At 72.9% G+C, this 24925-nt stretch carries 21 protein-coding genes; 10 read left to right on the plus strand and 11 right to left on the minus strand.

Annotation, left to right across the window (positions count from 1 at the left end; all coding sequences use genetic code 11):
- Positions 1-168 precede the first annotated feature (168 nt).
- From O7628_RS01790 to O7628_RS01805, 4 genes are read right to left on the minus strand one after another with little or no spacing between them, the layout of a single operon-like run.
- Positions 169-1110 (minus strand): sugar ABC transporter permease, encoded by a 942-nt coding sequence (locus O7628_RS01790; RefSeq protein ID WP_074474262.1) that lies wholly within the window; start codon positions 1108-1110, stop codon positions 169-171.
- A 42-nt stretch (positions 1111-1152) separates the two neighbouring features.
- The gene (gene ngcE, locus O7628_RS01795) at positions 1153-2565 is read right to left on the minus strand and encodes an N-acetylglucosamine/diacetylchitobiose ABC transporter substrate-binding protein (protein WP_278127837.1); all 1413 of its coding nucleotides are present in this window, start codon (positions 2563-2565) and stop codon (positions 1153-1155) included.
- 25 nt (positions 2566-2590) lie between these two features.
- Complete coding sequence (locus tag O7628_RS01800; protein WP_278127838.1) at positions 2591-3340, minus strand: SIS domain-containing protein; 750 nt, start codon at positions 3338-3340, stop codon at positions 2591-2593.
- Positions 3337-4293: a MurR/RpiR family transcriptional regulator gene (locus tag O7628_RS01805; protein WP_278127839.1), complete on the minus strand. Its 957-nt coding sequence runs from the start codon at positions 4291-4293 to the stop codon at positions 3337-3339. The genes O7628_RS01800 and O7628_RS01805 overlap by 4 nt, the downstream gene beginning before the upstream one ends.
- A gap of 197 nt (positions 4294-4490) precedes the next feature.
- On the opposite strand from O7628_RS01805, the gene O7628_RS01810 reads away from it, so the two are divergent.
- Together O7628_RS01810 and O7628_RS01815 are read left to right on the plus strand one after the other, a co-directional pair.
- Positions 4491-5480 carry a BadF/BadG/BcrA/BcrD ATPase family protein gene (locus O7628_RS01810; RefSeq protein WP_278127840.1) on the plus strand — a complete coding sequence of 330 codons (990 nt, stop codon included), beginning with the start codon at positions 4491-4493 and terminating at the stop codon, positions 5478-5480.
- A gap of 70 nt (positions 5481-5550) precedes the next feature.
- Positions 5551-6930, plus strand: coding sequence for an acyltransferase (locus tag O7628_RS01815; RefSeq protein ID WP_278127841.1), 1380 nt, complete (start codon positions 5551-5553; stop codon positions 6928-6930).
- Here O7628_RS01815 and O7628_RS01820 read toward each other — a convergent pair.
- Both O7628_RS01820 and O7628_RS01825 read right to left on the minus strand, forming a co-directional pair.
- Entirely contained in the window at positions 6902-8413 is a 1512-nt protein-coding gene (locus tag O7628_RS01820) for a CoA-acylating methylmalonate-semialdehyde dehydrogenase (protein ID WP_278127842.1), read from the minus strand. The genes O7628_RS01815 and O7628_RS01820 overlap by 29 nt on opposite strands.
- Positions 8410-9714 carry an aminotransferase class III-fold pyridoxal phosphate-dependent enzyme gene (locus tag O7628_RS01825; protein ID WP_278127843.1) on the minus strand — a complete coding sequence of 435 codons (1305 nt, stop codon included), beginning with the start codon at positions 9712-9714 and terminating at the stop codon, positions 8410-8412. The genes O7628_RS01820 and O7628_RS01825 overlap by 4 nt, the downstream gene beginning before the upstream one ends.
- A 177-nt stretch (positions 9715-9891) precedes the next feature.
- Here O7628_RS01825 and O7628_RS01830 point away from each other — a divergent pair, with 177 nt between their 5' ends.
- Positions 9892-10434, plus strand: coding sequence for an NUDIX domain-containing protein (locus tag O7628_RS01830; RefSeq protein WP_278127844.1), 543 nt, complete (start codon positions 9892-9894; stop codon positions 10432-10434).
- Here O7628_RS01830 and O7628_RS01835 read toward each other — a convergent pair.
- Positions 10416-10541, minus strand: coding sequence for a hypothetical protein (locus O7628_RS01835; RefSeq protein WP_278127845.1), 126 nt, complete (start codon positions 10539-10541; stop codon positions 10416-10418). The two genes, O7628_RS01830 and O7628_RS01835, sit on opposite strands and share 19 nt — an antisense overlap.
- A gap of 295 nt (positions 10542-10836) precedes the next feature.
- On the opposite strand from O7628_RS01835, the gene O7628_RS01840 reads away from it, so the two are divergent.
- Positions 10837-14268: an NB-ARC domain-containing protein gene (locus O7628_RS01840; RefSeq protein WP_278127846.1), complete on the plus strand. Its 3432-nt coding sequence runs from the start codon at positions 10837-10839 to the stop codon at positions 14266-14268.
- A 10-nt stretch (positions 14269-14278) separates the two neighbouring features.
- Positions 14279-15133, plus strand: coding sequence for a phytanoyl-CoA dioxygenase family protein (locus O7628_RS01845; RefSeq protein WP_278127847.1), 855 nt, complete (start codon positions 14279-14281; stop codon positions 15131-15133).
- Positions 15134-15173: 40 nt separating this feature from the next.
- On the opposite strand, the gene O7628_RS01850 is transcribed toward O7628_RS01845, so the two are convergent.
- The gene (locus O7628_RS01850; RefSeq protein ID WP_278127848.1) at positions 15174-15818 is read right to left on the minus strand and encodes a hypothetical protein; all 645 of its coding nucleotides are present in this window, start codon (positions 15816-15818) and stop codon (positions 15174-15176) included.
- 69 nt (positions 15819-15887) lie between these two features.
- Between O7628_RS01850 and O7628_RS01855 the strand changes: the two genes are divergently transcribed.
- A complete protein-coding gene (locus O7628_RS01855; RefSeq protein ID WP_278127850.1) occupies positions 15888-16934 on the plus strand; it encodes a hypothetical protein in 1047 nt (348 codons plus the stop codon).
- A gap of 69 nt (positions 16935-17003) precedes the next feature.
- Here the strand turns inward: O7628_RS01855 and O7628_RS01860 are convergent, their stop codons facing one another.
- A complete protein-coding gene (locus O7628_RS01860; protein WP_278127851.1) occupies positions 17004-17675 on the minus strand; it encodes a Tat pathway signal sequence domain protein in 672 nt (223 codons plus the stop codon).
- A gap of 474 nt (positions 17676-18149) precedes the next feature.
- On the opposite strand from O7628_RS01860, the gene O7628_RS01865 reads away from it, so the two are divergent.
- The 3 genes from O7628_RS01865 (at position 18150) to O7628_RS01875 (ending at position 20281) form a co-directional block, all read left to right on the plus strand.
- Positions 18150-18962: a TetR/AcrR family transcriptional regulator gene (locus O7628_RS01865; protein WP_278127852.1), complete on the plus strand. Its 813-nt coding sequence runs from the start codon at positions 18150-18152 to the stop codon at positions 18960-18962.
- 235 nt (positions 18963-19197) lie between these two features.
- Entirely contained in the window at positions 19198-19827 is a 630-nt protein-coding gene (locus tag O7628_RS01870; protein WP_074474272.1) for a DUF6230 family protein, read from the plus strand.
- Between the two features lie 25 nt (positions 19828-19852).
- Positions 19853-20281 carry a DUF6114 domain-containing protein gene (locus O7628_RS01875; protein WP_278127853.1) on the plus strand — a complete coding sequence of 143 codons (429 nt, stop codon included), beginning with the start codon at positions 19853-19855 and terminating at the stop codon, positions 20279-20281.
- Here the strand turns inward: O7628_RS01875 and murD are convergent.
- Positions 20278-21636 (minus strand): UDP-N-acetylmuramoyl-L-alanine--D-glutamate ligase, encoded by a 1359-nt coding sequence (gene murD / locus O7628_RS01880; protein WP_278127855.1) that lies wholly within the window; start codon positions 21634-21636, stop codon positions 20278-20280. The two genes, O7628_RS01875 and murD, sit on opposite strands and share 4 nt — an antisense overlap.
- Positions 21637-21723: 87 nt before the next feature.
- On the opposite strand from murD, the gene O7628_RS01885 reads away from it, so the two are divergent.
- On the plus strand, positions 21724-23070 hold the full coding sequence (locus O7628_RS01885) for a hypothetical protein (protein ID WP_278127856.1): 1347 nt from the start codon (positions 21724-21726) through the stop codon (positions 23068-23070).
- A gap of 13 nt (positions 23071-23083) precedes the next feature.
- Here the strand turns inward: O7628_RS01885 and O7628_RS01890 are convergent, their stop codons facing one another.
- Complete coding sequence (locus O7628_RS01890) at positions 23084-24865, minus strand: PucR family transcriptional regulator (protein WP_278127858.1); 1782 nt, start codon at positions 24863-24865, stop codon at positions 23084-23086.
- Positions 24866-24925: the final 60 nt, after the last annotated feature.

The raw sequence follows: 24925 nt of genomic DNA on the forward strand, positions 1-24925 counted from the left end.
CACGGCCCAGACCACCAGGAACAGGTGCGAGAAGCCGTTGAAGAAGCGCCCGCCCAGCTCCCGGCCGCGGCTGACGAGGCCCCGGCTCGGCGCGGGGCGGGGTGCCGGACGCCCGGGGCGGGCCCGCTCGCCGGACGGGTGGGTCACCGTGCTCATCGTCGGGTCTCCTCAGTACTCGATCCGCTCACGGCGGGTGATCCGGAGCTGGAGAGCGGCCAGCAGGATCGTGAAGATGGCCAGCGCCACGCCCATCGCGCAGGCGTAGCCGAACTGCCCCTTCTGGAACGCGGTGAAGTTGAGCACCGACGCGAAGATCTCGCTGGCGTGGTTCGGCCCGCCCTGGCTCGGGGTCATGACGAAGACCAGGGCGTACATGTCCAGCGCGATGAAGCCCAGGTAGACCCAGGCCACCGAGATGGTGTCCCGCAGCAGCGGCAGGGTGATCCGGAAGAACGTGTCGAACCGGCCGGCGCCGTCGAGGAGGGCCGCCTCGTAGATGTCCTTCGGGATCGACTGCATCGCCGCCGAGAAGAGCACCATGTAGAAGCCGGCGCCGCTCCACACGGCGATGAACAGCAGCCACCACAGCACGGCCGGCACGCCGAGGAACGGCTCGGGGTCGGCGGTGAACCCGATCGGGTTGTCGGCGTCGACCAGCCCGATCTTCATCAGCAGGCCGTTGATCAGGCCCTGGTTGTCCGACCGGTAGATCTGCTGCCACATCACGGCGATCACCACGAGCGACAGGACCTGCGGGAAGAAGAAGATGACCTTGTAGAGCCCGGAGCCGAACACCCCCCGGATGCCGGCCCTGTCCTCGCGTCCGCCCACGTTGAGCAGGAACGCGAGGAACAGGGCCAGCGCGATCGTGAACAGCGGCACGGTGACCAGGAAGAACACGTTGTGCCAGAACGCCTTCCTGATCAGCTCGTCGGAGAACAGCCGGACGTAGTTGTCCAGCCCGACGAACTCCTGCTTGTCGGAGTAGCCGCCCCAGTTGGTCAGCGAGTATCCGGCCGCCTGGGCGAAGGGCCACACCACGTAGAAGAGGTACAGCGCGACGGGGAGGGCCAGGAAGCCCGTGACGAAGCGCGCGACACCGTGCCGCATTCCACTCACTCTCTCGAACGGATCAGTGGGCCGCCACCCGGATCAGGCGCGGGTCTGCTTCTTGACCGACGAGTCCTTGGCAACCTTGTCGGCGGCCGCCTGCATCTTGTCGACGAACTGCTGCGCGGTGAGCCGGCCGGCCATCAGCTCCTCGGAGAGGTTCTGGCTCTCCTTGTCCAGGTCGGCGTAGAAGTCGAAGAGCTTGGTCTTGATCAGGTCCTTCGGCGCGTTGCGCATCAGCTCGTTGGCGCTGGCCAGCGCCGTGTCCTGCACGCCGTCGCCGGAGCCCTTGGTGGAGGCCAGCGACTTGGTCAGCTCGGCGAACTTGGTGGAGCCGGACTTCGACAGCACGGCCCGCAGGAACTCCTTCGCCGCCGCCTTGTTCGGGGCCTTGCTCGGCACCACGAGGCCCTCGCCGGCGCCGGCGAAGACGTCCTTGGGCGCCTTGTCGGTGGCCCCGAGGCCCCAGTAGTCCGACAGCTTCATCTCGAAGCCCGGCGGGATCGTCGCCGCCATCTCGTTCTTCAGCCAGGTGCCGACCTGGATGAACGCCGCCTTGCCGTCGAGCCACGCCTGCTGGGACTGGGTGTGGTTGAGGTTGCCCGGCAGCAGCAGCCGGTCCTTGACCAGCTTCTCCCACGCCTGGAGCGCGGGCAGCACCCCGTCGGCCTTCCAGGCGTTCTCCTTCAGGTTGTCGATGTCGACGACCGCCTGCCGGCCGGCGGACTTCCAGATCGTCGCCATCAGCGCCCAGCGCGGGTAGTAGCCGTGCACGGCGTCGTGCACGTACGGGGCGATGCCCTTGGCCTTGATCTTCGGCGCGAGGGCGAAGAACTCGTCGAACGTCGTCGGCGGCTGCCAGTTCTCCTTGGCGAACAGCGCCCCGTTGTACCAGTTGCCCCACACGGTGAAGGCCACGTTGACGACGTAGAACTTGCCCTGGAAGGTGCCGTCCTCGACCGTGCCGGGCAGCAGCGTGTCGGCGACGGTGCCCTCGCTGTCCCACGCCGGGGCGGTGAGCAGGTCGTCCAGGGGCTCGATCGCGCCCTCGTTGACCAGGGTGCTGATGTCCATCATGTCGGCGCCCGAGTTCATGACGAGGTCGCTCGGCTGCGTCGCCATCTTCGGCTGTTCTTCGGTCTTGATCTTCTGGGTGGAGCTCATGTTGACCGTCACGCCCGCGTGCTTGGCGCTGAAGACGGCCTTGTCCTCGTTGGCCCACTGGTCGCCGAGGCCGCCGTTGAAGATGACGACCTTGACGGCGCTGCCGTCCTTGACGCCGAACGGGTTGTCCTTGCTCTTGGCGGCGCCGGTGTCGTCGGACTTGCTCGGCTCGCTGCCGGCGCAGGCGCTGAGCAGGCCCGCGGCGGGGGTGACGAGCAGGCCCGCCGCGGCGGCACGGCGCAGCAGGGTCCGGCGGCTCAGATCGGCCGGGTGCTCGGGGGTAACCGACATCGTTGTCTCTCCTTGAGGTGTCGAATCAGGCGGTGCGCCGGAGACGCCCGGCGTACCGCGACTCGAGGGCGAGGTTGTGCTCGTCCCCACCGGGGACGTTGGCGGAGAGGTAGATAGGGGGTACCTCCCCGGCCTGGTGGAACCGTCGTACGACCTCCGCGGTCACCAACTGCGCCAGCAGCGCGGCGGTGACCGAGGAGACCGCACAGACCGCGCCGCCGCCGGAGAGCGGCAGCAGTGCGTCACCGTACGGCGCGCCGTTGTCCAGCACGACGTCGGCGAGGTCGACGAGCCGGTGCCCCGACGGGTGCCGGGGGGCGACCCGCGAGGTGTGCTCGACCGAGGTGACCGCGATCAGCGGGTGGCCGCGCCCGGTGACCAGCGTCGCCAGCTCGACCACCGAGCCGTTGATGCCGGACTGGGACGCGATCAGGAAGACGTCGCCCGGCTGCGGGGCGGCGAGGGCGTAGAGCTGGTGGGCGACGGCCGGGTCGCGTTCCAGCTTGGGGTCGGCGAGCACGGTGCGGGGCGCGTCGCCGTGCAGCACGAGGTCGTGCAGGGAGATCCGGTTGGTGGGGACCAGCCCGCCGGCCCGGGCGACCAGTTCGGCGGCGAACGCCTCGGAGTGGCCGGCGCCGAACGCCTGGAGCACTCCGCCGGCGCGCAGCCCGGCGGCGATCAGGTCGGCGGCGCGGCCGACCGCCCCGGCCTGCGAGTCGACGACCCGGTCGAGGACGGGCCGGACGGCCTCGGCGTACCCCTGTGCGCTGATCATGAGGTGGCCCCCTTCGCGGCCTTGTGCCCGTCGACGGCCTGGGCGGTGCGCCGGAAGGCCGCGTGGGCGCGGTCGTGGGTGCGCTGGGCGACGGCGATGTAGAGCAGGTCGAGCACGACGAGCTGCGGGTGCCGGGCCGACAGCGCGTCGGGGCGGAACGTGGTGGCCTGGCTGGCGGTGAGCAGCACCAGGTCGGCCAGCTCGGCCAGCGGCGAGCGGGGGAAGCCGGTGAGCGCGACGGTGGTCGCGCCCCGGCTGCCGGCCTCGGCGAGCAGCTCGATGGTCTCCCGGGTCTGCCCGGTGTGCGAGATGCCGAGCGCCACGTCGCCGGGGCCGAGCAGCGCGGCGCTGGCCAGCCCCTCGTGCACGTCGCTCCAGGCCCAGGCGGCCACCCCGATGCGGTGCAGGCTGAACTGCATCTCCTCGCCGACCAGCGCGCTGCCGGACGCGCCGAAGATGTTGACCCGGCTGGCCCCGGCGATGGCCACGGCCGCCCGTTCCACCTGGGCGAGGTCGAGCAGCGCGGCGGTGTCGTGCATGGCCCGGGTGTCGGCGGCCATGATCTGACCGAGCACCCGCTCCAGGGGGTCGCCGGGCTGGATCTCCCGGCCGATGTCGACGGTCCAGCCGGCGGAGCGGGCCCGGCCGGTCTCGGCGGCGATGCCGAGGCGCAGGTCGGCGTAGCCCTCGAAGCCCATCGCACGGCAGAACCGGGTGATGGTGGCCGGGGAGGTGCCGCTGCGCTCGGCCAGCTCGACGATGGTGGCCCGCGCGGCGGCCTCCGGGTCGCTGAGCACGTGCTCGGCGACGCGGCGCAGCGCGCCGGTGAGCTCGCCCGCGCCGGCCCGGACGCGGGCGAGCACGCCGTCGGTGGGCAGGCCGGCCCGCCGGTCGGCCGGGTCGGCGTCGACCACGGCGGCGACCCGGGGGGTGTCGACCTCGTGATCCACCATGCGACGCCTTTCGGAAAAGAGTGTTAACTGTTAGTGGTAAAAGTTCTTACTGAAGGGCCCTCCGTGTCAAGACCGTGGTCGAAGTTTTCAAACTGTTACCTGACGCGCCCACCCCGGCACGCCCGGGGATCTTGCCCCGCGCGGCCCGGCCGACCAGCATGAATCCGCCCGCACCGCCGACCCGGGAGGCGCACCGGATGTCCGACACCGTCGTGGTCGGCCTCGACGTCGGGGGTACGTCCACCCGGGCGCTCGCCGTGACGCTGGCCGGGGAGCGCCTCGGCACCGGCCGGGCCGGCGGCGGCAACCCGACCAGCCACGGGGCCGAGCGGGCCGCCGCGGAGCTCCTGACCGCCCTGCGCGCCGCCCTGTCCGGCGTGGACCCGGCCCGGGTGCGGGCCGGCACGATCGGGCTGGCCGGGGCGGGACGGCTGCTCGCCGACCCCGCCGGGCGGGCCGCGTTCGACGGGGCGTGGCGCGACGCCGGCCTGCGCTGCCCCTACGCGGTGCACGGCGACGCCCTCGTGGCGTACGCCTCCGGCACGCCCAGCGCGCACGGCACGGTGCTGATCGCCGGCACCGGCGCGATCGCCGCGCAGGTGCGGGACCTGCGGCTGGACCGGGTCGCCGACGGCCACGGCTGGCTGCTCGGCGACGCCGGCTCCGGGTTCTGGCTCGGCCGCGAGGCCGTCCGCCGGCTCCTGGCCGACCTGGACGCGGGGCGCGCCCCGGGGCCACTGGGCCGCCGGGTGCTCGCCGAGCTGCTCGGCGACGAGCGGGTCGCCGACCGACCCCGCGACACCGTCGACGCCGTGGTGCAGGCCGTCACCCGCCGGCCGCCGGTCGAGCTGTCCCGCCTCGCGCCGCTGGTGGTGGCCGCTGCCGTCGCGGCCGAACCGGTCGCGGCGGGGCTGATCGGGGCGGCCGCCGGCCACCTCGCCGACAGCGCCGCGCGGATCCGCCCGGCCGGCGCGGTGGACCCGGTGGTCCTCGGCGGCGGGCTGCTCACCGGCGACACCCCGCTGGCCGCCGCCGTCGGGGCGGAGCTGGCCCGGCGGTGGCCGGACGCGCCGCTGACCACCGCCGGCGACGGGGCCGCCGGGGCGGCCTGGCTCGCCGCCCGCGACCTGCCCGGGGTCGCCGACCCGGCCGCCCTGCACCCGCTGCTGGTGCCGGCGACGCCCTGACGGCCCTCCCGCCCCGGTCGGCGTGACCGATCCGGCCACCGGGCCGCCCGGCCTGGCCTAGCCTGGGGTGATGCGCCGCCTGCGGCAGCTCGCCGAGCGCACCCCGGCCGGGCGGGAACGCTACGTCGACCTGCTGCGCGCCGTCGCCATCTGCATGGTCGTCGCCGGGCACTGGGGCGTCACCGTCGTCGGCCGCGACGCCGCCGGCCGGCCCACCGGCCACTCGGCGCTCGGCGACCTGCCGTGGGCGTACCCGCTGACCTGGGTGGGGCAGGTGCTGCCGGTGTTCTTCCTCGTCGGCGGGTTCGCCAACGCCGCCTCGCTGACCGCGAACCGGGCCTCAGGCGGCGACGCGACCGGCTGGCTGCTGGGGCGCAGCGCCCGGCTGGTGCCGCCGACCACCGTCCTGCTGCTGGTGCTGGCGGCCGGCGCGGGCGGGGCGTACCTGTGGGGCGCCGGGGAGGCGCGGATCCGCACGGTGGTGTGGTTCGCCACCATCCCGCTGTGGTTCCTCGTGCCCTACCTGGCCGCCGTCGCGCTCACGCCGCCGATGCACGCCCTGCACCGCCGCTTCGGGCTCGCCGTGCCCGTGGCCCTGGTGGGCGTGGTGGCCCTCGGTGACCTGGGCCGGCTGGCCGGGCCCGCGCCGCTGGCGTACGGCAGCTACCTGGCCGGCTGGCTCGCCGTGCACCAGGCCGGCTTCGCCTGGTACGACGCGCACGCCGCAGCCGACGGCCCCCGGGGCGGCGGCGCGGCCGGCGACACCCGGCACCCGCTGCCGACGTCCCGGCCGGCGGCGGTGGCGCTGCTCGCCGGCGGCCTCGGCGCGCTGCTGCTGCTCACCGCCGTGGGGCCGTACCCGGTGGCGATGCTGCACGTGCCCGGCGAGCGGCTCGACAACGCCAGTCCGCCGAGCCTGGCGCTGCTCGCCCTGGCCACCGCCCAGCTCGGGCTGATCCTGCTGCTGCGCGACCCGGCCGAGCGGTGGCTGCGCCGGACCGGCCCGTGGCAGGCGGTGATCGCGGTCAACTCGGTGGTGCTGACCGTGTTCCTCTGGCACCTCACGGCGGCCCTGCTGCTGGTCGGCGCGCTGGACGCGCTCGGCCGGCTGCCCACCCCGGCGGCGGGGACCGCCGCGTGGCTGGCCTGGCGGGTGCCCTGGCTGCTGCTGCTCGCCGTGGTGCTGGCCGGGCTCGTGGCCGTCTTCGGGCCGGTCGAGGCGCGGGCCGGCCGGCGGCGGCGCGCCGGGGAGGGTGCGCGCCGCCGCCCGGCCCGCGCCGGCCTGGTGGTCGCCGGCTACGCCACCGTGATCGCGGGGCTGCTGGTCAACACCGTCACCCCGAAGGCCGCGCCCGAGCCGCTGGGGCTGCCCGCCCCGGCGCTGGTGGCGTACCTGGCCGGGGCGGGGCTGCTGCGGGGGCTCAGGTCTGGGTGGGGAAGCCGAGGTTGACCCCGCCGTGACGCGGGTCCAGCCACCGGCTGGTCACCACCTTGCCCCGGGTGAAGAACGCCACCCCGTCGGCGCCGTGGGCGTGCAGGTCGCCGAAGAGGGACGCCTTCCAGCCGCCGAACGAGTAGTACGCCATCGGCACCGGGATCGGCACGTTGATGCCGACCATGCCGGCCTCCACCTCGTGCTGGTAGCGCCGGGCCGCCCCGCCGTCGTTGGTGAAGATCGCCGTGCCGTTGCCGTACGGGTTGGCGTTCACGAGGTCCACCGCCTCGTCGTACGAGCCGACCCGCAGCACGCCGAGCACCGGCCCGAAGATCTCGTCGGTGTAGATCGACATGTCCGGGGTGACCCGGTCGAACAGGGTCGGGCCCAGCCAGAAGCCGTCCGGGTCACCGTCCGGGACGACGTCGCGCCCGTCGACCACGGGCACCGCCCCGGCGGCCACCCCGGCGTCGACGTACGCGCGGACCCGGGCGGCGTGCGCGGCGGTGACCAGGGGACCCATGTCGCAGCCGCGCCGGCCGTCGCCGGTGCGCAGCCGGCCCATCCGCTCGGCGATCCGGGCGACCAGGGCGTCGGCGACCGGCTCCACCGCGACCAGCGCGGAGATCGCCATGCACCGCTCCCCCGCCGAGCCGAAGCCCGCGTTGACCGCCGCGTCGGCGGCCAGGTCCAGGTCGGCGTCGGGGAGCACCACCATGTGGTTCTTCGCCCCGCCGAGGGCCTGCACCCGCTTGCCGGCGGCGGTGCCGCGCTGGTGCACGTGCCGGGCGACGGGGGTGGAGCCGACGAACGACACCGCCTGCACCCCCGGGTGGTCGAGCAGCGCGTCGACCGCCTCGGCGTCGCCGTTGACCACGTTGAGCACCCCGTCGGGCAGGCCGGCCTCGGCGAACCACTCGGCCAGCAGCAGCGCCGCGCTCGGGTCCTTCTCGCTGGGCTTGAGCACCACCGCGTTGCCGCAGGCCACCGCGACCGGGACGAACCACAGCGGCACCATCACCGGGAAGTTGAACGGGGAGATCACCGCCACCACCCCGAGCGGCTGGCGCAGGCTGTACGAGTCGACCTCGGTGGACACGTTCTCGCTGAACCCGCCGCGCAGGGCCGAGGGGATGCCGCAGGCGTACTCGACGACCTCCAGGCCGCGCTGCACCTCCCCCGCGGCGTCGGCGAGCACCTTGCCGTGCTCGGCGGTGATCACCTCGGCGAGCCGGTCGCGGCGGGCGTTGACCAGCTCGCGGAACGCGAACAGCACGGCCGTGCGCTTCGCCAGGGAGGCGTCGCGCCAGGCCCGCGCGGCGCGGCCGGCGGCGGCGACCGCGTCCGCCACGTCCGCGGCGGAGGCCAGCGCCACCTGCCCGGTACGTCGCCCCGTGGCCGGGTCGAACACGTCCCCGCGCCGGCCGGACGTGCCGTCGACCCGCTTGCCGTCGACGAAGTGCCCGATGAGGTCACCGCCGCCCGCCCCGGACGTCACGCCGCCACCTCGCCGTCTGCGCAGGAGCGGACGGCGTCGACCAGGATGGCCAGCCCCTCGCGGGCCTCCTCCTCGGTGAGGGTCAGCGGCGGGCCCATCCGCAGCACGTTGCCGTAGAGGCCGCCCTTGCCGACGAGCAGCCCGCCGGCCCGGCACGCCTCGAAGACGCGGGTGGTCAGGGCCGCGTCGGGCTCGACGGTGCCCGGATGGACGAACTCGACGCCGAGCATCAGCCCCTTGCCGCGTACCTCGGCGACGCAGTCGAGGTCGGCCACGGCGGCCCGCAGCCCGTCGACGAGGATCGCGCCGACGCGGGCGGCGTTGGCCTGGAGGTCGTGGTCGAGCAGGTAGTCCAGGACGGCGTTGCCGGCGGCCGTGGCGAGCGGGTTGCCGCCGAAGGTGGAGAAGCTGATCGCCGGCACCGACTCCATGACCTCGGCCCGGCCGACGACCCCGGCGAGGGCGAAGCCGTTGCCGATGCCCTTGGCGAAGGTGAGCAGGTCCGGGGTGACGCCGTGCGCCTGGTAGCCCCAGAAGTGCTCGCCGGTGCGCCCCCAGCCGGTCTGCACCTCGTCGGAGATCAGCAGGATGCCGTGCTCGTCGAGGACCTTCTGCCAGGCGGCGAGGAGCCCGTCGGGGCCGTGCACGAAGCCGCCGACGCCCTGGACCGGCTCGGCGATCAGGCAGGCCACGTCGCCGGCGGTCTGGGTGGCGAGGACCTCGCGCAGGTCCTCGACCGCCGCGTCGAGGCGGTCGGCGGGGTCGAGGCGGGACAGCAGGCCGCGCAGCCGCTCGCCCGAGTGCAGCCAGGCCACCTGGAGCGGGTTGAGGGCGCTGGCCGACCAGCCCCGGTTGCCGGTGACGCCCATCGTCGCGTAGGTGCGCCCGTGGTAGCTGTTGCGCACGGCGAGGATCTGGTGGGAGCGGCGGTGGTTGGTGGCGGCCAGCAGGGCGGCCTCGTTGGCCTCGGTGCCGGAGTTGGTGAAGAAGACCCGGGCGTCGGGGATGCCGGAGTGCCGGGCGATCTTCTCGGCCAGCTCGACCTGCTGGCGGATCAGGTAGAGCGTCGAGGTGTGCACGAGGCCCGTGGCGAGCTGCCGCTGCACCGCCTCGCGGATCTCGGGGATGTCGTAGCCGATCATGTTGGTCAGCACGCCGCCGAAGAAGTCCAGGTAGGTGCGGCCCTGCGCATCGGTGACCCGGCGACCGGCGCCGGAGACCAGCTCGATCGGCTCGGCGTAGTAGAGCGGCATCCAGGACGGCAGCACGGCCCGGTGCCGGGCCAGCAGGTCGTCGGTCATTCGTCGCACCCTCCAGCGCGTTGGCGGTCACCGCACGCTCCCACCACCCCACCTTGGGAACAACAGCCATCGTGTAGCGCAGGGCCCTATCCACCCTGACACGTCGTAATGACGACAGCTTCCCGAAGCCCACTGCCATACGATGTGAGCCCGCCGCAAGGAGATCGGGGGTCGAGTGTGATCCACAGCTTCTCGGTCTCGGCAATCATTCTCAGGGCCAACCAGGTTCTGCTTGTCAACCATCGCAGACTGGGCAAATGGATCTATCCTGGTGGCCATCTCGAGAACGACGAGGACCCCGTGGACGGCCTACGCCGCGAGATCCGGGAGGAGCTGGGCATCGAGATAGACCTGCTTCGGCAACCCCTCATCCAGCATGAATCGGTCAAGGTGTTGCCAGCACCGTTCCTCATGCTGGCCTTCAACGCCGGTCTTCCCCCGCAGACGCGACGACAGGTGGACATGGTGTATATCTGTCGGCCCGTCGGCGGGACTCCAGTCATCGAGCCGGGAGAGTTGAGCGAGTACGCGTGGGTACCCGTCGACGAGGTGGCCACCCTGGATGTTCCACCGGAACTCCCTGCCGTCATCCAAGCCGCCGCGAGCCACGCTCGGGAGTCCGGTGAAGACGGGACCTCGGCTGCACCACTGCCTACCGAGGCCCCGTCTCCGAGCGGTGATCGACCGATCACCCGGAATGCTCAGCACCCGCCGCGCTGATCACCCCCGTGTCGCCGGTTTCGCACCTCGGTCACCAGCAGCATCACGGCCGTCAGCAGGTTCACCGCGTCCACAGCGATGCTCAGGCAGAGCGACACCTTCTCCATTGGCGACTCCTCGTCTTCCGAACCGCTGAGCTGGCCAGCTCCTCCTGGTGTCGAGCATCGGGGCAGCACTGTGGAGCCGGGTGTACGGCGCTGTGTCGCCTCACTGGATCAGTCGAACGAACACCCTTGGGCAGGGCGTACCAACGACGTGACGGCAACGGCCTGCGCGGCGAGGACGAACAGCGGGTGTTGACCACCCGGGGAGGACACATTGCACAGCGCTGGCAAGCGCATCGACCGAACATCCTGGCCAACATCCGGACCACACCGGGATCTCCTGGAGCATCTAGACCAGGTGCACGAGGCCAACGGCACCAAGAGCTTGGCGGTCATCGCCAGGGCGATGCGCTTGTCATCGCGCTCCCGCGTGAGTGGCCTACTGCGCGGCACCAACGGCACACTTCCCGCCGACGAGACGCAACTCCAGCTCCTGGTGACGGCCCTCGGCGGCGGGGAGGACGACGTGAGCCGCGGGCTGCACCTCTATCGGCGGGCCCGCTCGGCTGCCCGCGGCAGCGGACGAGAGACGACCCCGGCACCTCGCTTGCGGCTACCCGGCCCCAAGCCGCCCTCGCCCATCGTCCTCTACCCCTCCGTGTTCGAGGCGACCGTCGCACGTCTCAGAAGCCAGGGTCTGGTCGCCCTGGTAGGCCCCGCCGGATACGGCAAGAGCGCCCTGGCGCAACAGGTGATACGGGAGCCGCGACTGACCGAGACGTTCGGTGAACACGTCTACTGGCTCGGTATCGGGCGGGATCTCGCCGCCCCAGATCTCGCCCAACGGCTGAACGAGGTCACCTTCCTGGCCTCCGGCGTGAGGCCCGAAGTCACCGACCCGGTCCTCGCCGCCCAATTCCTCGCTGGCCGCCTCGCCGATCGGCACCATCTGCTTGCCTTCGACGACATCTGGCAGCAGGAGTGGCCGGAGATACTCCGCTTCGTCGCCACGGCCGCAGCCGTATTGATCACGACCCGGGACGGCACGCTGCTCAACGCGGACGTAGAGCAACACGTACTGGTCGGGCCCCCGACCGAGCTGGGAGCTCTGATGCTCAAGAGCGCCGCGCCCGCTCTCCAGGATCTGGATTGCACCAGAGTCAGCGCGGTGATGCGGGCCCGGCCGTTCCTGCTCGGTCTCGTCAGCGGTCAGTTGCGCCAGGAGATCCAGGCAGGGCGACCACCCGAGGACGCCGTCGACGACCTGCTGCACCGGGTGGCGCGCGCGTCGGACTTCGACGGCCTCGTGGAGTCAGTGCTGGGGGCCGGAGACGGGCCGACCGCACGTTCTCTGCTCAACTGGAGCATCGAGCGGCTTCCGCCACACCATGCCGACAGGCTGCGGCACCTCGCTCTGTTTCGCAGCGACCAGGCTGTGCCGCTTCGGATGCTGGCCCACGTGTGGAAGGTCCCGCTACACGAGGCTTTTACCATAGTCGACCAGTATCGAAGTCGGTCCCTGATCTCGGAGCTACGGTTCGAGGGGGACGACTACCTGGTGAACGTGCACGATATCCTGCTGGACCACCTCCGGCACGACCTCGGCCCCGCAGAGCAGGCAACACTGCACCGCACGTTCGTCCGTAGTCTCGTCGGTCTCACCCTGGACAGTGACGACTTCGACCGCACGCGGCTGGCCGATGCCGTCGAGACCCACGCCTACCTGCGAGACAACCTGGTCTGGCACCTCCGCGCGTTCCTCTCCCCCTCCCGACTCACCGCCATCGTCACCGATCCAGAGTATGTGGGAGCGAAGGCCATGGCGGCCGGGGTCGGCGCCGTCTTGGCCGACCTCGCGCTGGTCAGCGACGTGGACGACTGGCGCACCCACCGGGTAGCCCGGCTCACCGCGAGCATGCGCCACCTGCGTGACCGGGCCTCGGCCACCGCCTCGGTCCGGTCGTTCCTCGACGAAGGTCGTGGCGGCGCGCGCGGTCTGCGCTATCGACAGGTGTTCGCTCTCGGCAACGGAGACCGACCGCAGCGCCTACAGGGCAGCATTCTCGGCTGCTCGCTCAACGTCGCGGAGACGGAGGTACTCGTCACCACCAGCGAGGGAATCGTGGCGGTGTTGGACACCTCGCTGCTGCAACCGCGCTGGATCCTGCGACTGCCCGGTGGGTGGACACGGGCATGCACCTTCATCCCCGACGGCATCGCCGTGGGCAGCGATGATGGTCTGATCCGCCTTTTCCGTGACGGCAGCCATGCGCCGGAGGCCATTCTCGCTGGCCACCGTGGAGAGGTTCGCGCCCTCGCGGTCTCCCCGGATGGAAACTGGGTGGTCTCGGCCTCCGACGACACGACGATCCGGCGCTGGGACCTCAAGACAGGATTGCTGTTCAACACGTTCCACGGTCATACGGACCGCGTCAGAGCCCTGGCAGTCGCGCCCGACGGACGCTGGTTCGTTTCCGCCTCGGACGACGGCACGGTGCGGCAATGGAACAGCATGGACGCCGCTGCTCGCGGCGTGCTACGCGGCCATACCGCACGGGTCAGGGGCGTCGCGGTATCACCCGACGGCCTTCAGATCGCCTCGGTATCCGATGACGGCACGGTCCGACTCTGGTCCGCCGACGGAAATCGGGGCGACTCACGCGTCATCGGTGAGCACGGCTGCGTCATCAGGGACGTCGCTTTCACGGGCGACGGATCGGCGGTGTTGACCGCCGGGGCCCATGACAACTTGCTCTCGCTCTGGCCGGTACGCGGGCAACCGGCGCGGCACAACCTGGTGGGGCACACCAGTTGGGTGATGTGTTGTCTTACCACCCGAGCCACCGCGCTGGCCGTCTCCGGATCCGATGACGGCACGGTGCGGCTCTGGGATCTGACGAACGGCCGAGAGGTCGTCCGCCACGAGGGCCGGAACGAGTGGGTCTTCGCCATCTCAACAGACGTCAACAGTGATCTGCTCTACGTCGGCACCACTGCGAGTCGCCTGATTCGTCTCGGTAGCCGCCCCGACCATGCGGTAGTCGATCAGGTGGAGATGAGCAGCGGAGTAAGAGGGCTGGCGGTCGGCCCGTCGGGTGCCCTGCTGGCGGGGACCGACAGCGGGGAACTGTTGCACATAGCGCCGCAGAGCGCTTCCTGGAACGTCCGCGATATCAGGAAACTCTCCAAACGGGGCGTCCGACGGGTCCAGCAGGTGCCGGAACGCGGCATCGTCGTGACATCGTGCCACGACGGCCAGATATACCTGCTGCGCTGGATTGACGGCGAGTTGCGGCCGACGCGCCAGATCGGCACTGGTCACGGATCGGTGTACGAGGCACGTTTGCTGCCCGGCACCGACCTTCTGGTGTCGGTGCATGAGAGCGGTGACGTCTGCCTCCACAGACTGGACGGACAGTTGTTGTCCCAGGTGTCGGCTCATCGTGGCCCGGCTCTGTGCATCGACGTCTCCTCCGATGGACACAGCATCGTTACCGGAGGAGACGACGGCGTGGTGCGCCATCTGACGGTTGACAGCAGCACTCTGCTCGATCGCAGAGTTGTCGGCACCCACGACGACTGGGTGGGTCAGGTCGCTGTCAGTCCGGACGGCAGGAGGGTAGCGAGCGTCTCGGACGACCACACGGTACGGATCAATGTCCTGGCCCATGAATCGCCTGAGATGGCGCTCGCCTTCGAACAGCCCCTGTACTGCGCCCTCTGGCGGGCCGATCACGACGAACTCGTGGTGGGCGGGGCTGCGGGGGTCTATGTCATTGACGGCTGGTGAGGAGGAAAGCATGACGCATGCAACCACCCGGGCTTTCGCCGACGAGTACGCGCGGCACGGGTCTGCCCGGCTTCCCGGTCTGGTGCCGGCAGACATCGTCAGGCGGCTGAAGTCCGAGCTGTACTCGCTGATCCGCTCGGCACATTCGGCCGATCAGAAGATCGCCGCGTTCGACAAGGTCGACGGCTCGCACGACCGGAACCCGCTCTTCCTGGATTCTGGACGTTCCGCCACCGTGTTCCATGAGCCCTGCGCCCTGGAATGGGCGGGTCGAGTGGGCATCGAACAGTACACGGAAGCGGTGGCCCGGGTGGGGCACGGCCTGCACGCGTTTCCCGGCGCGGTACGTGACTGGCTCGACGGCAGCGGGTTGGGAGAGTGGAGCCGCGTGACCGGCCGCCACCGCCCGGCCGTCATCGAAACCATGTTCGTCCGCAAGTCGGTGCACTCCGAACCGCTACCACCGCACCTGGACCACACGTATCTCTGGACCGACCCGCCGTCAGTCCAGGTGTTCTGGATCGCCCTGGATCGCGCCGACCGAACCAACGGCGGTCTCCTCGTGGACCATTGCGGGCCCGTTCCGGGCCCGACCCATCGTCTGGTGCGCCACGCCGACGAGGCGCGACTGGTCCGGCTGCCGGAACCCGCTGCGGATCCCCGGACGCGGCACGGCCTGGATGCCCTCACCCTGATCCCGTGCGACCCGGGCGATGCCGTCGCTGTCGACGGCCTCGTCCTTCACGGCAGCGCCGGCTCGGACGGTACGCGACCTCGCGACGCGCTCGCCGTACACGTGGTGGACCTGGACTGTGAGTGGGCCACCACAAACTATCTCGGCCACATGACCCCGTACGAGCTGTAGATAGGTCACCGTGGGCTCACCCTCCTGGTGCCCACATCTGTCATTCGCCCGTATCGCTGTCGGCCCAGAGCGCCGCCTGGGCGACGTCGACCAGCCGCTCGGCGAGCGCGGCGGGGGGCTGGTCGGTCTGCTGGCTTACGACAGTCCAGCCTGCGGCGCGCAACAACGCGTACTCGCGGGATACGTCCACGGCACGGATCTCTCGTTCGAAGTAATCAAGGACCGAATGAGGAAGCCGATGTCGTTCGTCTCGCTGCGCGTTTCGGTTCCATCGCACTGCCCTGCCACTCGTCAGGACGGCCACCAGCCCCGACAGGTCCGGCTCGTCGGCGACAGCGGCGCGGAAGGTCGCCAGCTCCGTCAGGGGAAGCTCAAGCAGAAGGATGGGCGGGCGCAAGAACAGATCACGGCGTACGCTGGCCCGCGCCAACGTCACCAGGCCTCTGGTGGCACGTAGCATCTGGCCCGGCCGCCAGTCGTCGTGCATCAAGAAGTGCATTCCGTCGCGAACATAAAGGGGTTGGCCAGAGAACTCCGCCCCGCCCTCTGGGCACTGGATCCTCAACACGTCGTCGATCGACCATGCCACCGGCGCCCATGACACAGCCAGCCTCGCGGCAACTTCAGCGAGGATGGTCGACTTGCCGACGCCCGGCATTCCGACGAACGCGATCACGGGAATCACTACGTCATTATCTCGCTGGAAACCGCAGGAAAAAAGGGGCCGTCCGCTGCTCGACGGTAAGATCCAACGGTGGCTGACGTACCCCTGGCGCTGCCCTCCACTTCCAGGGTCCGCGTGCCCGATCTGGTCGAAGAGATCCGCGTCTGGGTGACCTCGCCGCCGCTGCGGGACCTCGTCGCGCGGTTCGGCGGCGACGGGCCCCCGGGCGATCCGGCCTCCGGCGACCGGCTCCCCCGCGACCCGATCTCCGGCGACCCGCTCTCCGGCGATCTGGCGGCGGCGCTGGCCTGGCTGGACGACTTCTCCGCCCGGCACTGGGACTTCCGGGGCGGCCGGGAACGCCCCGAGGCCGCCGAGCCCGCGTTCGATCCCCGCACGGCGGGGCAGGTGCTCGCCGCGGCGTCCGCGCTGGGCCTGGTCCGCCCGGTCCCGCCGGCCCGCCGGGCGTACGCGCACCTGGTCGTCCTCGGCGGGCTCGCGCACGCCTGCCTGCGCCGGGTGGCGTACGCCGCGCACCTGGTGCGCTCGGGCACGGCGGTGGCCGGCGAGGTGGCCGTGCTGGGCAGTTTCCGACCGCTGTCGGTGGCGGAGCGCCGGACACTGGCCGACGCGGGCGTCACGGCCGGCGACACCGAGGTGGACGCCCTCGACGCGGCGGTGCGGGGCGCGTTCGGGGTGGCCGGGCCGGCCGAGGCGGACGGCGTGGACGCCGGGGACCCACACCGCTCGTGGTCCTCGCGCACCTGGCGGCCGGCGGGGTCGCCCCCGGTGCGGGTGCTCGCCGCCCCGTCCGGCGATCCCGGGCGGCGGCGGGCGCACACCGCCGACACGCAGCGGTTCTGGGCCGAGCACGTCCGGCTCGCGCCGGGCGATCCGGTGCTGGTGGTCACCGCGCCGGTCTACGTGCCGTTCCAGCACTGCGACGCGTTGCGCACGCTCGCCGTGCCGTACGGGTGCGGGATCGAGACCGTCGGCGTCGACCCGGCCCTGCCCGACCTGGCGCGGCTGCCCGAGCCGGCCCCGACGCCGGGGCGCTACCTCCAAGAGATCCGCTCGGCGATCCGGTCGATGCGGGCCCTGCACGCCGCCGTCACGACCGGTCGAGCGGCCCGCTGAGCGGCCGGGGACCGAGGGCCCGGCCGGCGTCCGACGGGGAGATCGGCCGCCGGCCGGGCCGGCGCGGGGTCAGTTCACGTAGACCGTCGCGCCGCCCTGGGTGGTGTCCCGGACCGGGGCGTACGTCGCGCTGAAGTACGCCGAGGAGAAGCAGGTGCCCGGCCCGGAGGACTTGGTGAACGGCTGGTTGACGAAGGCGATGGAGGTGGTGGCGTTGGACGCCGTCCCCCGCACGACGCCGCCGTTGGCCTTGTAGACGCAGGTGACGTTGCCCAGCAGGGTGCGCAGCGAGACGGTGCTCTGGATCGACCCGGTGAGGGTGACCGCGCCGGCGCTGGTGACGGTGACGGCGTAGGGCAGGTTGTCGACCGTCACGCTGTTGACCCCGAGGGTGCCGACCACGTTGCTGGTGCAGCTGGTGAAGGTCTGCCCGGTGAGGCTCTCGGTGGCGGTGCCCGGGGCGACCGGGTTGGTGACCGCCTTGGCGGTGAAGGTGGACGCGGCGCACTTGACGCCGGTCGTGCCGGTGGCCGACGAGTAGAAGTTGGCGGTGGTCCCGGTCTTGAGGCTGGCCTGGAGGGTGTCGCCCACCGCGACGGCGGTCCCGCCGGCGCTGCCGGTGGTGAGCACCGTGTTGGCGAGGGCGGCCGGGCCGGCGGCGGAGGCGGGGGCCGCCGCGACGAGGGAGCCGAGCAGCGCGACGGCGGCGAGGCCGACGGCGGCGCGTCCGTACCTGGGCATGGTGGGTCCTTTCGACGGGTGGTGGTGCGACGGCGGCGGCCGGACCGGCGGGTCGCCGCGCCCGGCGGGCCGGGCGCGGCCGGGCGGCCGCGGAGGTGGCCACGGAGACACGCCGTGGCCGTGGGCCCGCCGCCGGTGGACGGTCGGCGGCGGCGGGGGACGGGTGCCGCCGGGCGGCGGCGGGGCGGGGTGTGCGGGTCGGTCACCGGTGGCCCGGCGGGGCGACCCTCGGGATCCGGCCGGTCAGCGGCCGGCGCCGGGTGGGGCACTGCGGCGCAGCCGCGTCACCCGCACCCTTCCGGCCTTGGGGGCACCCGCGCGGTCGGCGATAATGGCGACCATCGAGCCCTCCTTCGGCGCTGCTCGGTGCGGCCATCCGGCGAAGATGACCATCAGTGACCCGACCGGAACCCAACGTGGTGAAGTTATAAACCCCGGAGGGTCGCAAAGTCAATCGTCGATTCATGGAGGTCGATGTCAATGTCGCCGGCGCCCCACCCGGCAACCGGGTCCGCACCCCCGTCGGCCGAGCCCGCCGCCCCGCCCCTGCCGGGGGCCCGGCCCGGGCGCGACCCCGAGCGGGCGATCAAGCGCGGCCCGCGCCGCCAGTCGGCCGAGGAGGTCGCGGCGACCCAGCGCGACCGGCTCTTCGACGGGCTCGTGCACGAGGTGGCGGCCAAGGGCTACGACAACGCCCGGGTCACCGACATCTGCGGCGCGGCCGGCGTGACCCGCCCCGCCTTCTACGCGCTCTTCGCCGGCAAGGAGGACGCCTTCCTGGCCACCTACCGGCACGGCACGGCGGTCTTGCTGCGCCTGATGGACGACGCGTACGCCGGGGCGGGGCCGGACTGGACCGCCGCCGCCCGGGCCGCCCTGCGGATGCTGCTGGAGGTGCTGGCGAGCGTGCCCGCGTTCGCCCGGATGGCGCTCGTGGAGATCGACGCCGCCGGCCCGGCGGCCCGCGCCGAGCGGGACCTGCTGCTGTCGCGGTTCCACCGGTTCTTCCAGCCCGCCCGGCCCCGGTCCCCGCTGTCGGCCGAGGAGGACGACCTGCTGGTGACCACGGTGGTCGCCGGCATCTACGGCACCCTGCGCCTGCGGGTGAGCCAGGGCCGCACGGCAGAGCTGCCCCGGCTGCTGCCGGTCCTGACGTACGCGATGACCGCCCCGTTCCTCGGCCCCACGGCCGGCGGCCGGGCGGCGCGGGCGACCGACGCGGGCGTCCCGGGCGTCACGGCCCCCTGCGCGGTCGACCCGGCGCGCCCCGCCCGGGGGGACGGCTGAGCGCGCCGACGGCTCCCGCGGCGGTCAGAAACCGTCGCGGTTTCTCACTATCGGCAATTTTTCGCAGATCGACCGACTCCATTGGGCATCAATCTTGACCGGCCCTTTACTCAGCGGTAACTTCGCTCTGCGACGGACTCGACACGCCGCACGCGAACCAATTCAGATCATCGCCCCGCTCCGCGCCACGGCCCCCGCACCGGCGCGGACGAATCGATCTCGAAGAGGAGCCGTCATGTCGGACGACACCGTATCCACCGAGCCGGTCCCGCCCTCCGGCGGCGTGCGCTGGCGGCGGTTCGCGGCCAGCCTGGCCGTCGCCGGGGCAGGCGCCGCCGGAATGGTGCTGCTCACCGCGCAGGGAGTGCTCGGCGCGCAGTTCGCGATCTCCGGAATGCCCTTCGTCGTCACCGCCGACAAGCTCGACGGGACCGGGTTCGAGCAGTTCGCCACGCTCGACCAGATGATCGAGGACAGTCCCAACCAGGGCGACACCGGCGGCCAGGTCGTCGTGCTCGTCTCGGCGATCGACAGGGCCGAGCTGACCAACCTGTGCCAGAGCATCAACCTCGGCGGCATGTACATGAAGCTCACCGCCGGCACCGGCAGCAAGCCGGTGACCGCCCGCACCATGGTCGTCGACTCCGACGAGATCTCCGGCAACGCGTCGTTCCAGTCGATCGACATCGGCCAGGACGCCAGCACGCTGGACAAGGTCCCCGGGGTGCGCGGCAACCCGGGCGTCTTCGGCCAGCAGGCCGACAAGGTGACCATCACGGGGCTGAGGCAGAACAACTACGCCACCACGGCCGCGGTGTTCACCCTGCCGAACCTGCGGATGAGCTTCTCCTCCGAAGGCTGCTGAGATGACCGAGGGTGACGCGACGCCCATGGCTGACGGTGACGCGACGCCCCGGGCCGCCGGGAGGTCGGCCTCCGGCGGGGCCGGGCGGTGGCGGGCCTGGCGGCGCAGCCGTCCCTTCTGGGGCGGCCTGCTCGTCGCCCTCGGCGGCGTCGAGATCCTCGCCACCCTGCGCGCGCCGCTGCCGGTGATCCTGCACGTCGGGCCGCAGGGGCTGGCCGGCTACCTGGTGCCGGTCATCCTGCTGCTGTGCGGCGTGCTGCTGCTGGCCCACCCGCCGCAGCGGCTCTTCTACGCGCTGGTCTCCCTGGTGCTCGCTCTGGTCTCCTGGCTCACGTCCAACCTGGGCGGCTTCTTCGTCGGGATGCTGCTCGCGCTGGTCGGCGGCTGCCTCGCGTTCGCCTGGACGCCGGCCGGGGCGGGCCGCCGCCCGGCCGAGCCCGCCCGCAGCGGCTAGCGGACCGGGTGGGTGGCGGTGTCGCGGACCGCCTCGGCGAAGACCTCGGACCGGTGCTCGAAGTTGCGGAACCGGCCGTAGCTGGGCGCGGCCGGCGAGAGCAGCACCACCCCACCGGCCGGGGTCACCTCCCGGGCCCGACCCACGGCGGCCACCAGGTCGGCCACCACCTCGGCCCGCACCTTCGGCAGCCCGGCCAGCGCGGCCACGATCCGCTCCCCGCTGTCGGGGATGCCGAGCACGGTGATCTCCCGCTCGGCCAGGTGCTCGCGCAGCGGGGCGTAGTCCAGCCCCCGGTCGGTGCCGCCGACGATCACCGTCAACGGCCGCCCCTCGTACGCGTCGATGGCGTGCATCGCCGCGTACGGGCTGGTGGCCAGGGTGTCGTCGACGAAGGTGAGCCCGGACGGGTCGGCGATCTCGGTGAGCCGGTGGGCGAGGCCCTGGAAGCCGGCGACCGCCACCGCGAGGGTGTCGGCGCGGGCCGCCACGTCCACGCCGAGCGCGTCGAGCACGGCGAGGGCGACGCAGAGGTTGCCCTCGTTGTGCCGGCCGACCAGGGGCAGCACCCCGCGTGCGAACAGCGGCCGGTCGCCGAGGTGGAACCAGGGCGTGCCGTCCGGGCCCGGGGCCACGTGCGTGGTGTCCGGGGCGCCGGCGCGCACGGCCGGCCGGTCGCCCAGCTCGGCGGCGAGCCTCGGGTCGGCCCCGTTGACCACGATCGTCTGCGGCCCGTGCGCCAGCAGGTTGAGCTTGTCCCGGTAATATTCCCGCTCGCCGCCGTGCGCGTCCAGGTGCTCGGGGAAGAGCGCGGTGACCACCGCGACGCGCGGCGAGTCGGTCAGGTCGGCGCACTGGTAGCTGGACAGCTCCAGCACGTACAGGTCGGCGTCGGGCAGGTCGAGCAGCGGCACCCCGATGTTGCCGCCGAAGACGTTCGGCCGGTCGACCGCGGTGAGCAGGTGGCTGATCAGGCTGGACGTGGTCGACTTGCCCTTGCTGCCGGTCACCCCGACGGTCCGCCGGGCATGGTCGGCCATCCACAGCGCGCTGCCCTGGGTGACCGTGACCCCCCGGCGGCGCAGCTCCACCAGCCACGGGTGGGTGTTCGGCACCCCGGGCGAGCGGACCACCACCTCGGCCGCGGCCAGCCGGGCGAAGCCGTCCTCGCCGGTGACCAGCGGGGCCGCCTCGGCCAGCGGCCCCTCCCACGGCAGGGCCAGGAAGTTGCCGCTGTCGTCGACCGCGACCAGGCCCGCCGGGCCGTGCGCGGCGATCGCGATCACCGCAGCCCGGCCCTCCCGGCCGGTGCCCCAGACGGCGACGGTACGTCCGCGCAGGTCAGACAGGCGCACGGGTGATCTCCTCCACGGTGGGGCACGTCGGCGGGCCGGTCGCCCGCAGCCGGGCACGGCCGGACGAACCAGGGCCTAGTATGGCGTGTGCCCAACGAGCAGCTCCGGCGGATGGACGCCTTCACCTTCCCGTCCTACTCGATCGACCTCGCCACCGGCGAGGCGTTGTTCGACTACGCCCTCACCGGCCCCGGCGGCGAGCAGCGGTTCACCGAGGCGATCACCCTCCCGCTGCCCGCGCAGCCGCCCTCCGACGCCACGGTGGCCACCCTCGGCCGGGTCCTGGAGCTGCTGCACGTGGTCGCCGGCGTCAGCTACTACAAGACCGCCGCGCCCCGCCGGCTGGTGCTGCCGACGCCGCTGGGCGGGGCCGCCGCCGCGCTGGTCACGGCCGTCTACACCAAGGGCCTCGCCGAGTACGCCTACCGCAACCAGCTCCCGCACGTGCTGGAGCTGGTCCCCGAGGTCCCGGCGGGCTCGGTGCCGCCCGCGCGCGCGTACGACAACTCTGACCTGCGCCCCCTGTCGGCCGTCGGCGGCGGCAAGGACTCCATCGTCACCCTGGAGGCGCTGCGCCGCGCCGGCCTCGACCCGGTGCCGTTCTCGGTCAACCCGAACCACGTCATCGTCGCGGTCGACGAGGCGTCCGGGCTGGCCGCCCTCGCGGCCCGGCGGCGCATCGACCCGGTGCTGTTCGACCTCAACGCCGCCGGGGCCCGCAACGGGCACATCCCGGTAACCGCCATCAACTCGCTGATCGCGGTCGCCACGGCCGTGCTGGGCGGGCTCGGCCCGGTGGTGATGTCCAACGAGCGGTCCGCGTCCGACCCGAACCTGGTCTGGAACGGCCACGAGATCAACCACCAGTGGTCCAAGGGCGTGGAGGCCGAGGGGCTGCTGCGGGCGGCGCTGGCCGAGCACGCCGGGCTCACCGAGCCGTACTTCTCGCTGCTGCGCCCGCTGTCCGAGCTGCACATCGCCCGGCTCTTCGCCGAGATCGACCGGTACGACGACGTGGTGACGAGCTGCAACGCCGCGTTCAAGCTGCGCGACGCGAGCGAACGCTGGTGCCGCGACTGCCCGAAGTGCCGGTTCGTGTTCCTGGCCATGGCGCCGTTCATGCCACGCGAGCGGGTCGTGCGGATCTTCGGCGGCGACCTGCTGGCCGACGGGTCCCAGCTCCCCGGCTACCGGGAGCTGCTCGGCGTGGACGGGCACAAGCCGTTCGAGTGCGTCGGCGAGGTCGAGGAGTCGGTGGTGGCGTTGAGCATCCTCGCCGAGCAGGAGCAGTGGCGCGACGCGCCGGTCGTGCGCGCCCTGGTCGACGCGGTGCCGGAGACGGCCTGGTCGGCGGCGGCCGCCTCGGACGTCTTCACCCCCGGCGGCCCGCACTTCGTCCCGCCCGCCTACGCGAAGGCCCTCTCGCCCGGCTGAGCCGGCCGGCGGCTCAGGGGGTGCGGACGGCGTCCAGGGCCAGCAGGGCCACGTGCAGCGACAGGCACGCCTCCACCGAGTCGAGGTCGGCGTCGAGGATCCGGGCGATGCGGGCCAGCCGCTCGTAGAACGCCGGCCGGGACAGGTGCGCGGCGGCCGCCGCCGCCGACTTGTTGCGCCCCTGCTCCAGGTAGGCCCGCAGGGTGCCCAGCAGCTGCTCGCGGGGGTGCCGGGCGTCGTACGCCAGCAGGGCGCCCAGCTCGCGCTCGACGAACGTCTGGAGGCGCGGCTCGTCGCGCAGCAGGTGCAGCAGGCCGGCCAGCCCGACGTGCGGCAGCCGGAAGACCGGCAGGTCCCGGCGGTCCCGGCGGGCCGCGTCGGCGACCTGCCGCGCCTCCACCAGCGAACGGCGCGCCTCCCGGAGGCTGCCCACCCCGGAGCCGGCGGCGACGATCACCGCGCCCGCCCCGGTGGCCCGCGCCGGGGCGGGCTCGGCGGCCCTCGACCCGGCGGCGTCGACCCGGTTGCGGCGCAGCGCGGCGGCGAACGCGGCCAGCGCCCGGTCCTCGGCCGCCGGGTCGGACAGGGCGAGCAGCACCCCGACGGCCTGGTCGTCGACGGCGCTGCTCAGCCCCGTCAGCTTCGCCTCGCGCAGGGCCTGCCCGACCGCCTCGGACAGGTCGCGCAGCCGGGCCGGCCCCGCCTCCGGGTCCGCCGGGCCGGGCTCCTCCGGCGGGGCCCCGTCGGCGGCCGGGTCGTCGGTGCGCCAGCGCACCACCACGCCGACCAGGTGCCGACGGTCCAGCACCACCCCCAGGGCCCGGGCGCGCAGGGCCACCTCGTCCACCGGGCGGGAGTGGTCCAGCAGGGCGGTGAGCAGCGTACGGTGGATCTGCCGCTCCAGCCCCTCGGCGTCGCGCCGGATCAGCCGCCCCAGCGCGAGCGTGGAGGCGGCCCGCTCGACGAGGATCGTCAGCCGCGTCGGCGGGGTGACCGGCCGCGGCGCGACGTCGGCGGGCTCCGCCGCCGGGTCGGGCAGCGGCGCGGGGGCGGCCAGCTCGCCGCCGCCCGGCCAGCGCAGCAGCAGCCGGCCCCAGTCCTGCCCCCGGGCCCCGACGGTGGTGACCAGCCAGCCCCGGTCGGTGTCGTACGCGGTCCGCCCGGGCGGGCTGATCCGCCGGGAGTGCTGCTCCCAGCCGTCCAGCAGCAGCTCGGCGCTCTGCCCCGCCGGGTCGTAGGCGAGCACCTGCCGCGACAGGTTCTCCAGCACCACCGGGCAGCCGGACAGCTCGGCGGCCTGCCGGACCACCTCGGCCGGGCCGGCGCCCTCGACCGACAGCTCGGTGAACCGCTGGTGGATCTCCTCGGTCGCCCGCAGCTCGGTGAGCTGGGCGTCGACGATCAGCGCGTGCACGGCCTCAGTGACCCGCACGAACGGGGTGGCCCGGCGCAGCTCGACCAGGGGCAGCCCGCGCCGGGCCGCGGCGGCGGCCATCACCCGGGGGACGCCGCTGACGTACCGGCGGCCCAGCTCCACGACGAGGCCGGAGACCCCGACGTCGGCCAGCTCGCCGATGAACGCGCGCAGCCCGGCGTCCTCGCCGGGCAGCCCGATGCCGGTGGTGAGCACCAGCTCGCCGCCGCGCAGCAGGGACGCGATGTCGGGCACCTCCGCCACGTGCACCCAGCGCACCGGCCGGTCCAGGCCGGCCTCCCCGGCCACCAGGCGGGGCGCGCCGTGGCGGATGGGGTCGAGCGCGAGGATCTCACGGACGGTAGGGAACACGCGCGACACGCTACCGTCCGTGACTCCGATCCTGAACAGGCCGCCGCCCTCGCCGGGTGGCTCGGGCGC

It is taken from the genome of Micromonospora sp. WMMD956 (assembly GCF_029626125.1).
Taxonomy (GTDB): Bacteria; Actinomycetota; Actinomycetes; order Mycobacteriales; family Micromonosporaceae; genus Micromonospora; species Micromonospora carbonacea.

Excerpts from the sequence above, each read along its gene's own strand:
- O7628_RS01865 (WP_278127852.1), top strand. The coding sequence starts at position 18,150 with ATGTCAATGTCGCCGGCGCCCCACCCGGCAACCGGGTCCGCACCCCCG.
- O7628_RS01835 (WP_278127845.1), bottom strand. The coding sequence starts at position 10,541 with ATGGAGAAGGTGTCGCTCTGCCTGAGCATCGCTGTGGACGCGGTGAAC.
- O7628_RS01815 (WP_278127841.1), top strand. The coding sequence starts at position 5,551 with ATGCGCCGCCTGCGGCAGCTCGCCGAGCGCACCCCGGCCGGGCGGGAA.
- O7628_RS01825 (WP_278127843.1), bottom strand. The coding sequence starts at position 9,714 with ATGACCGACGACCTGCTGGCCCGGCACCGGGCCGTGCTGCCGTCCTGG.
- O7628_RS01805 (WP_278127839.1), bottom strand. The coding sequence starts at position 4,293 with ATGGTGGATCACGAGGTCGACACCCCCCGGGTCGCCGCCGTGGTCGAC.
- O7628_RS01875 (WP_278127853.1), top strand. The coding sequence starts at position 19,853 with ATGGCTGACGGTGACGCGACGCCCCGGGCCGCCGGGAGGTCGGCCTCC.
- O7628_RS01870 (WP_074474272.1), top strand. The coding sequence starts at position 19,198 with ATGTCGGACGACACCGTATCCACCGAGCCGGTCCCGCCCTCCGGCGGC.
- O7628_RS01800 (WP_278127838.1), bottom strand. The coding sequence starts at position 3,340 with ATGATCAGCGCACAGGGGTACGCCGAGGCCGTCCGGCCCGTCCTCGAC.
- ngcE (WP_278127837.1), bottom strand. The coding sequence starts at position 2,565 with ATGTCGGTTACCCCCGAGCACCCGGCCGATCTGAGCCGCCGGACCCTG.
- O7628_RS01810 (WP_278127840.1), top strand. The coding sequence starts at position 4,491 with ATGTCCGACACCGTCGTGGTCGGCCTCGACGTCGGGGGTACGTCCACC.
- O7628_RS01790 (WP_074474262.1), bottom strand. The coding sequence starts at position 1,110 with ATGCGGCACGGTGTCGCGCGCTTCGTCACGGGCTTCCTGGCCCTCCCC.
- O7628_RS01860 (WP_278127851.1), bottom strand. The coding sequence starts at position 17,675 with ATGCCCAGGTACGGACGCGCCGCCGTCGGCCTCGCCGCCGTCGCGCTG.
- O7628_RS01845 (WP_278127847.1), top strand. The coding sequence starts at position 14,279 with ATGACGCATGCAACCACCCGGGCTTTCGCCGACGAGTACGCGCGGCAC.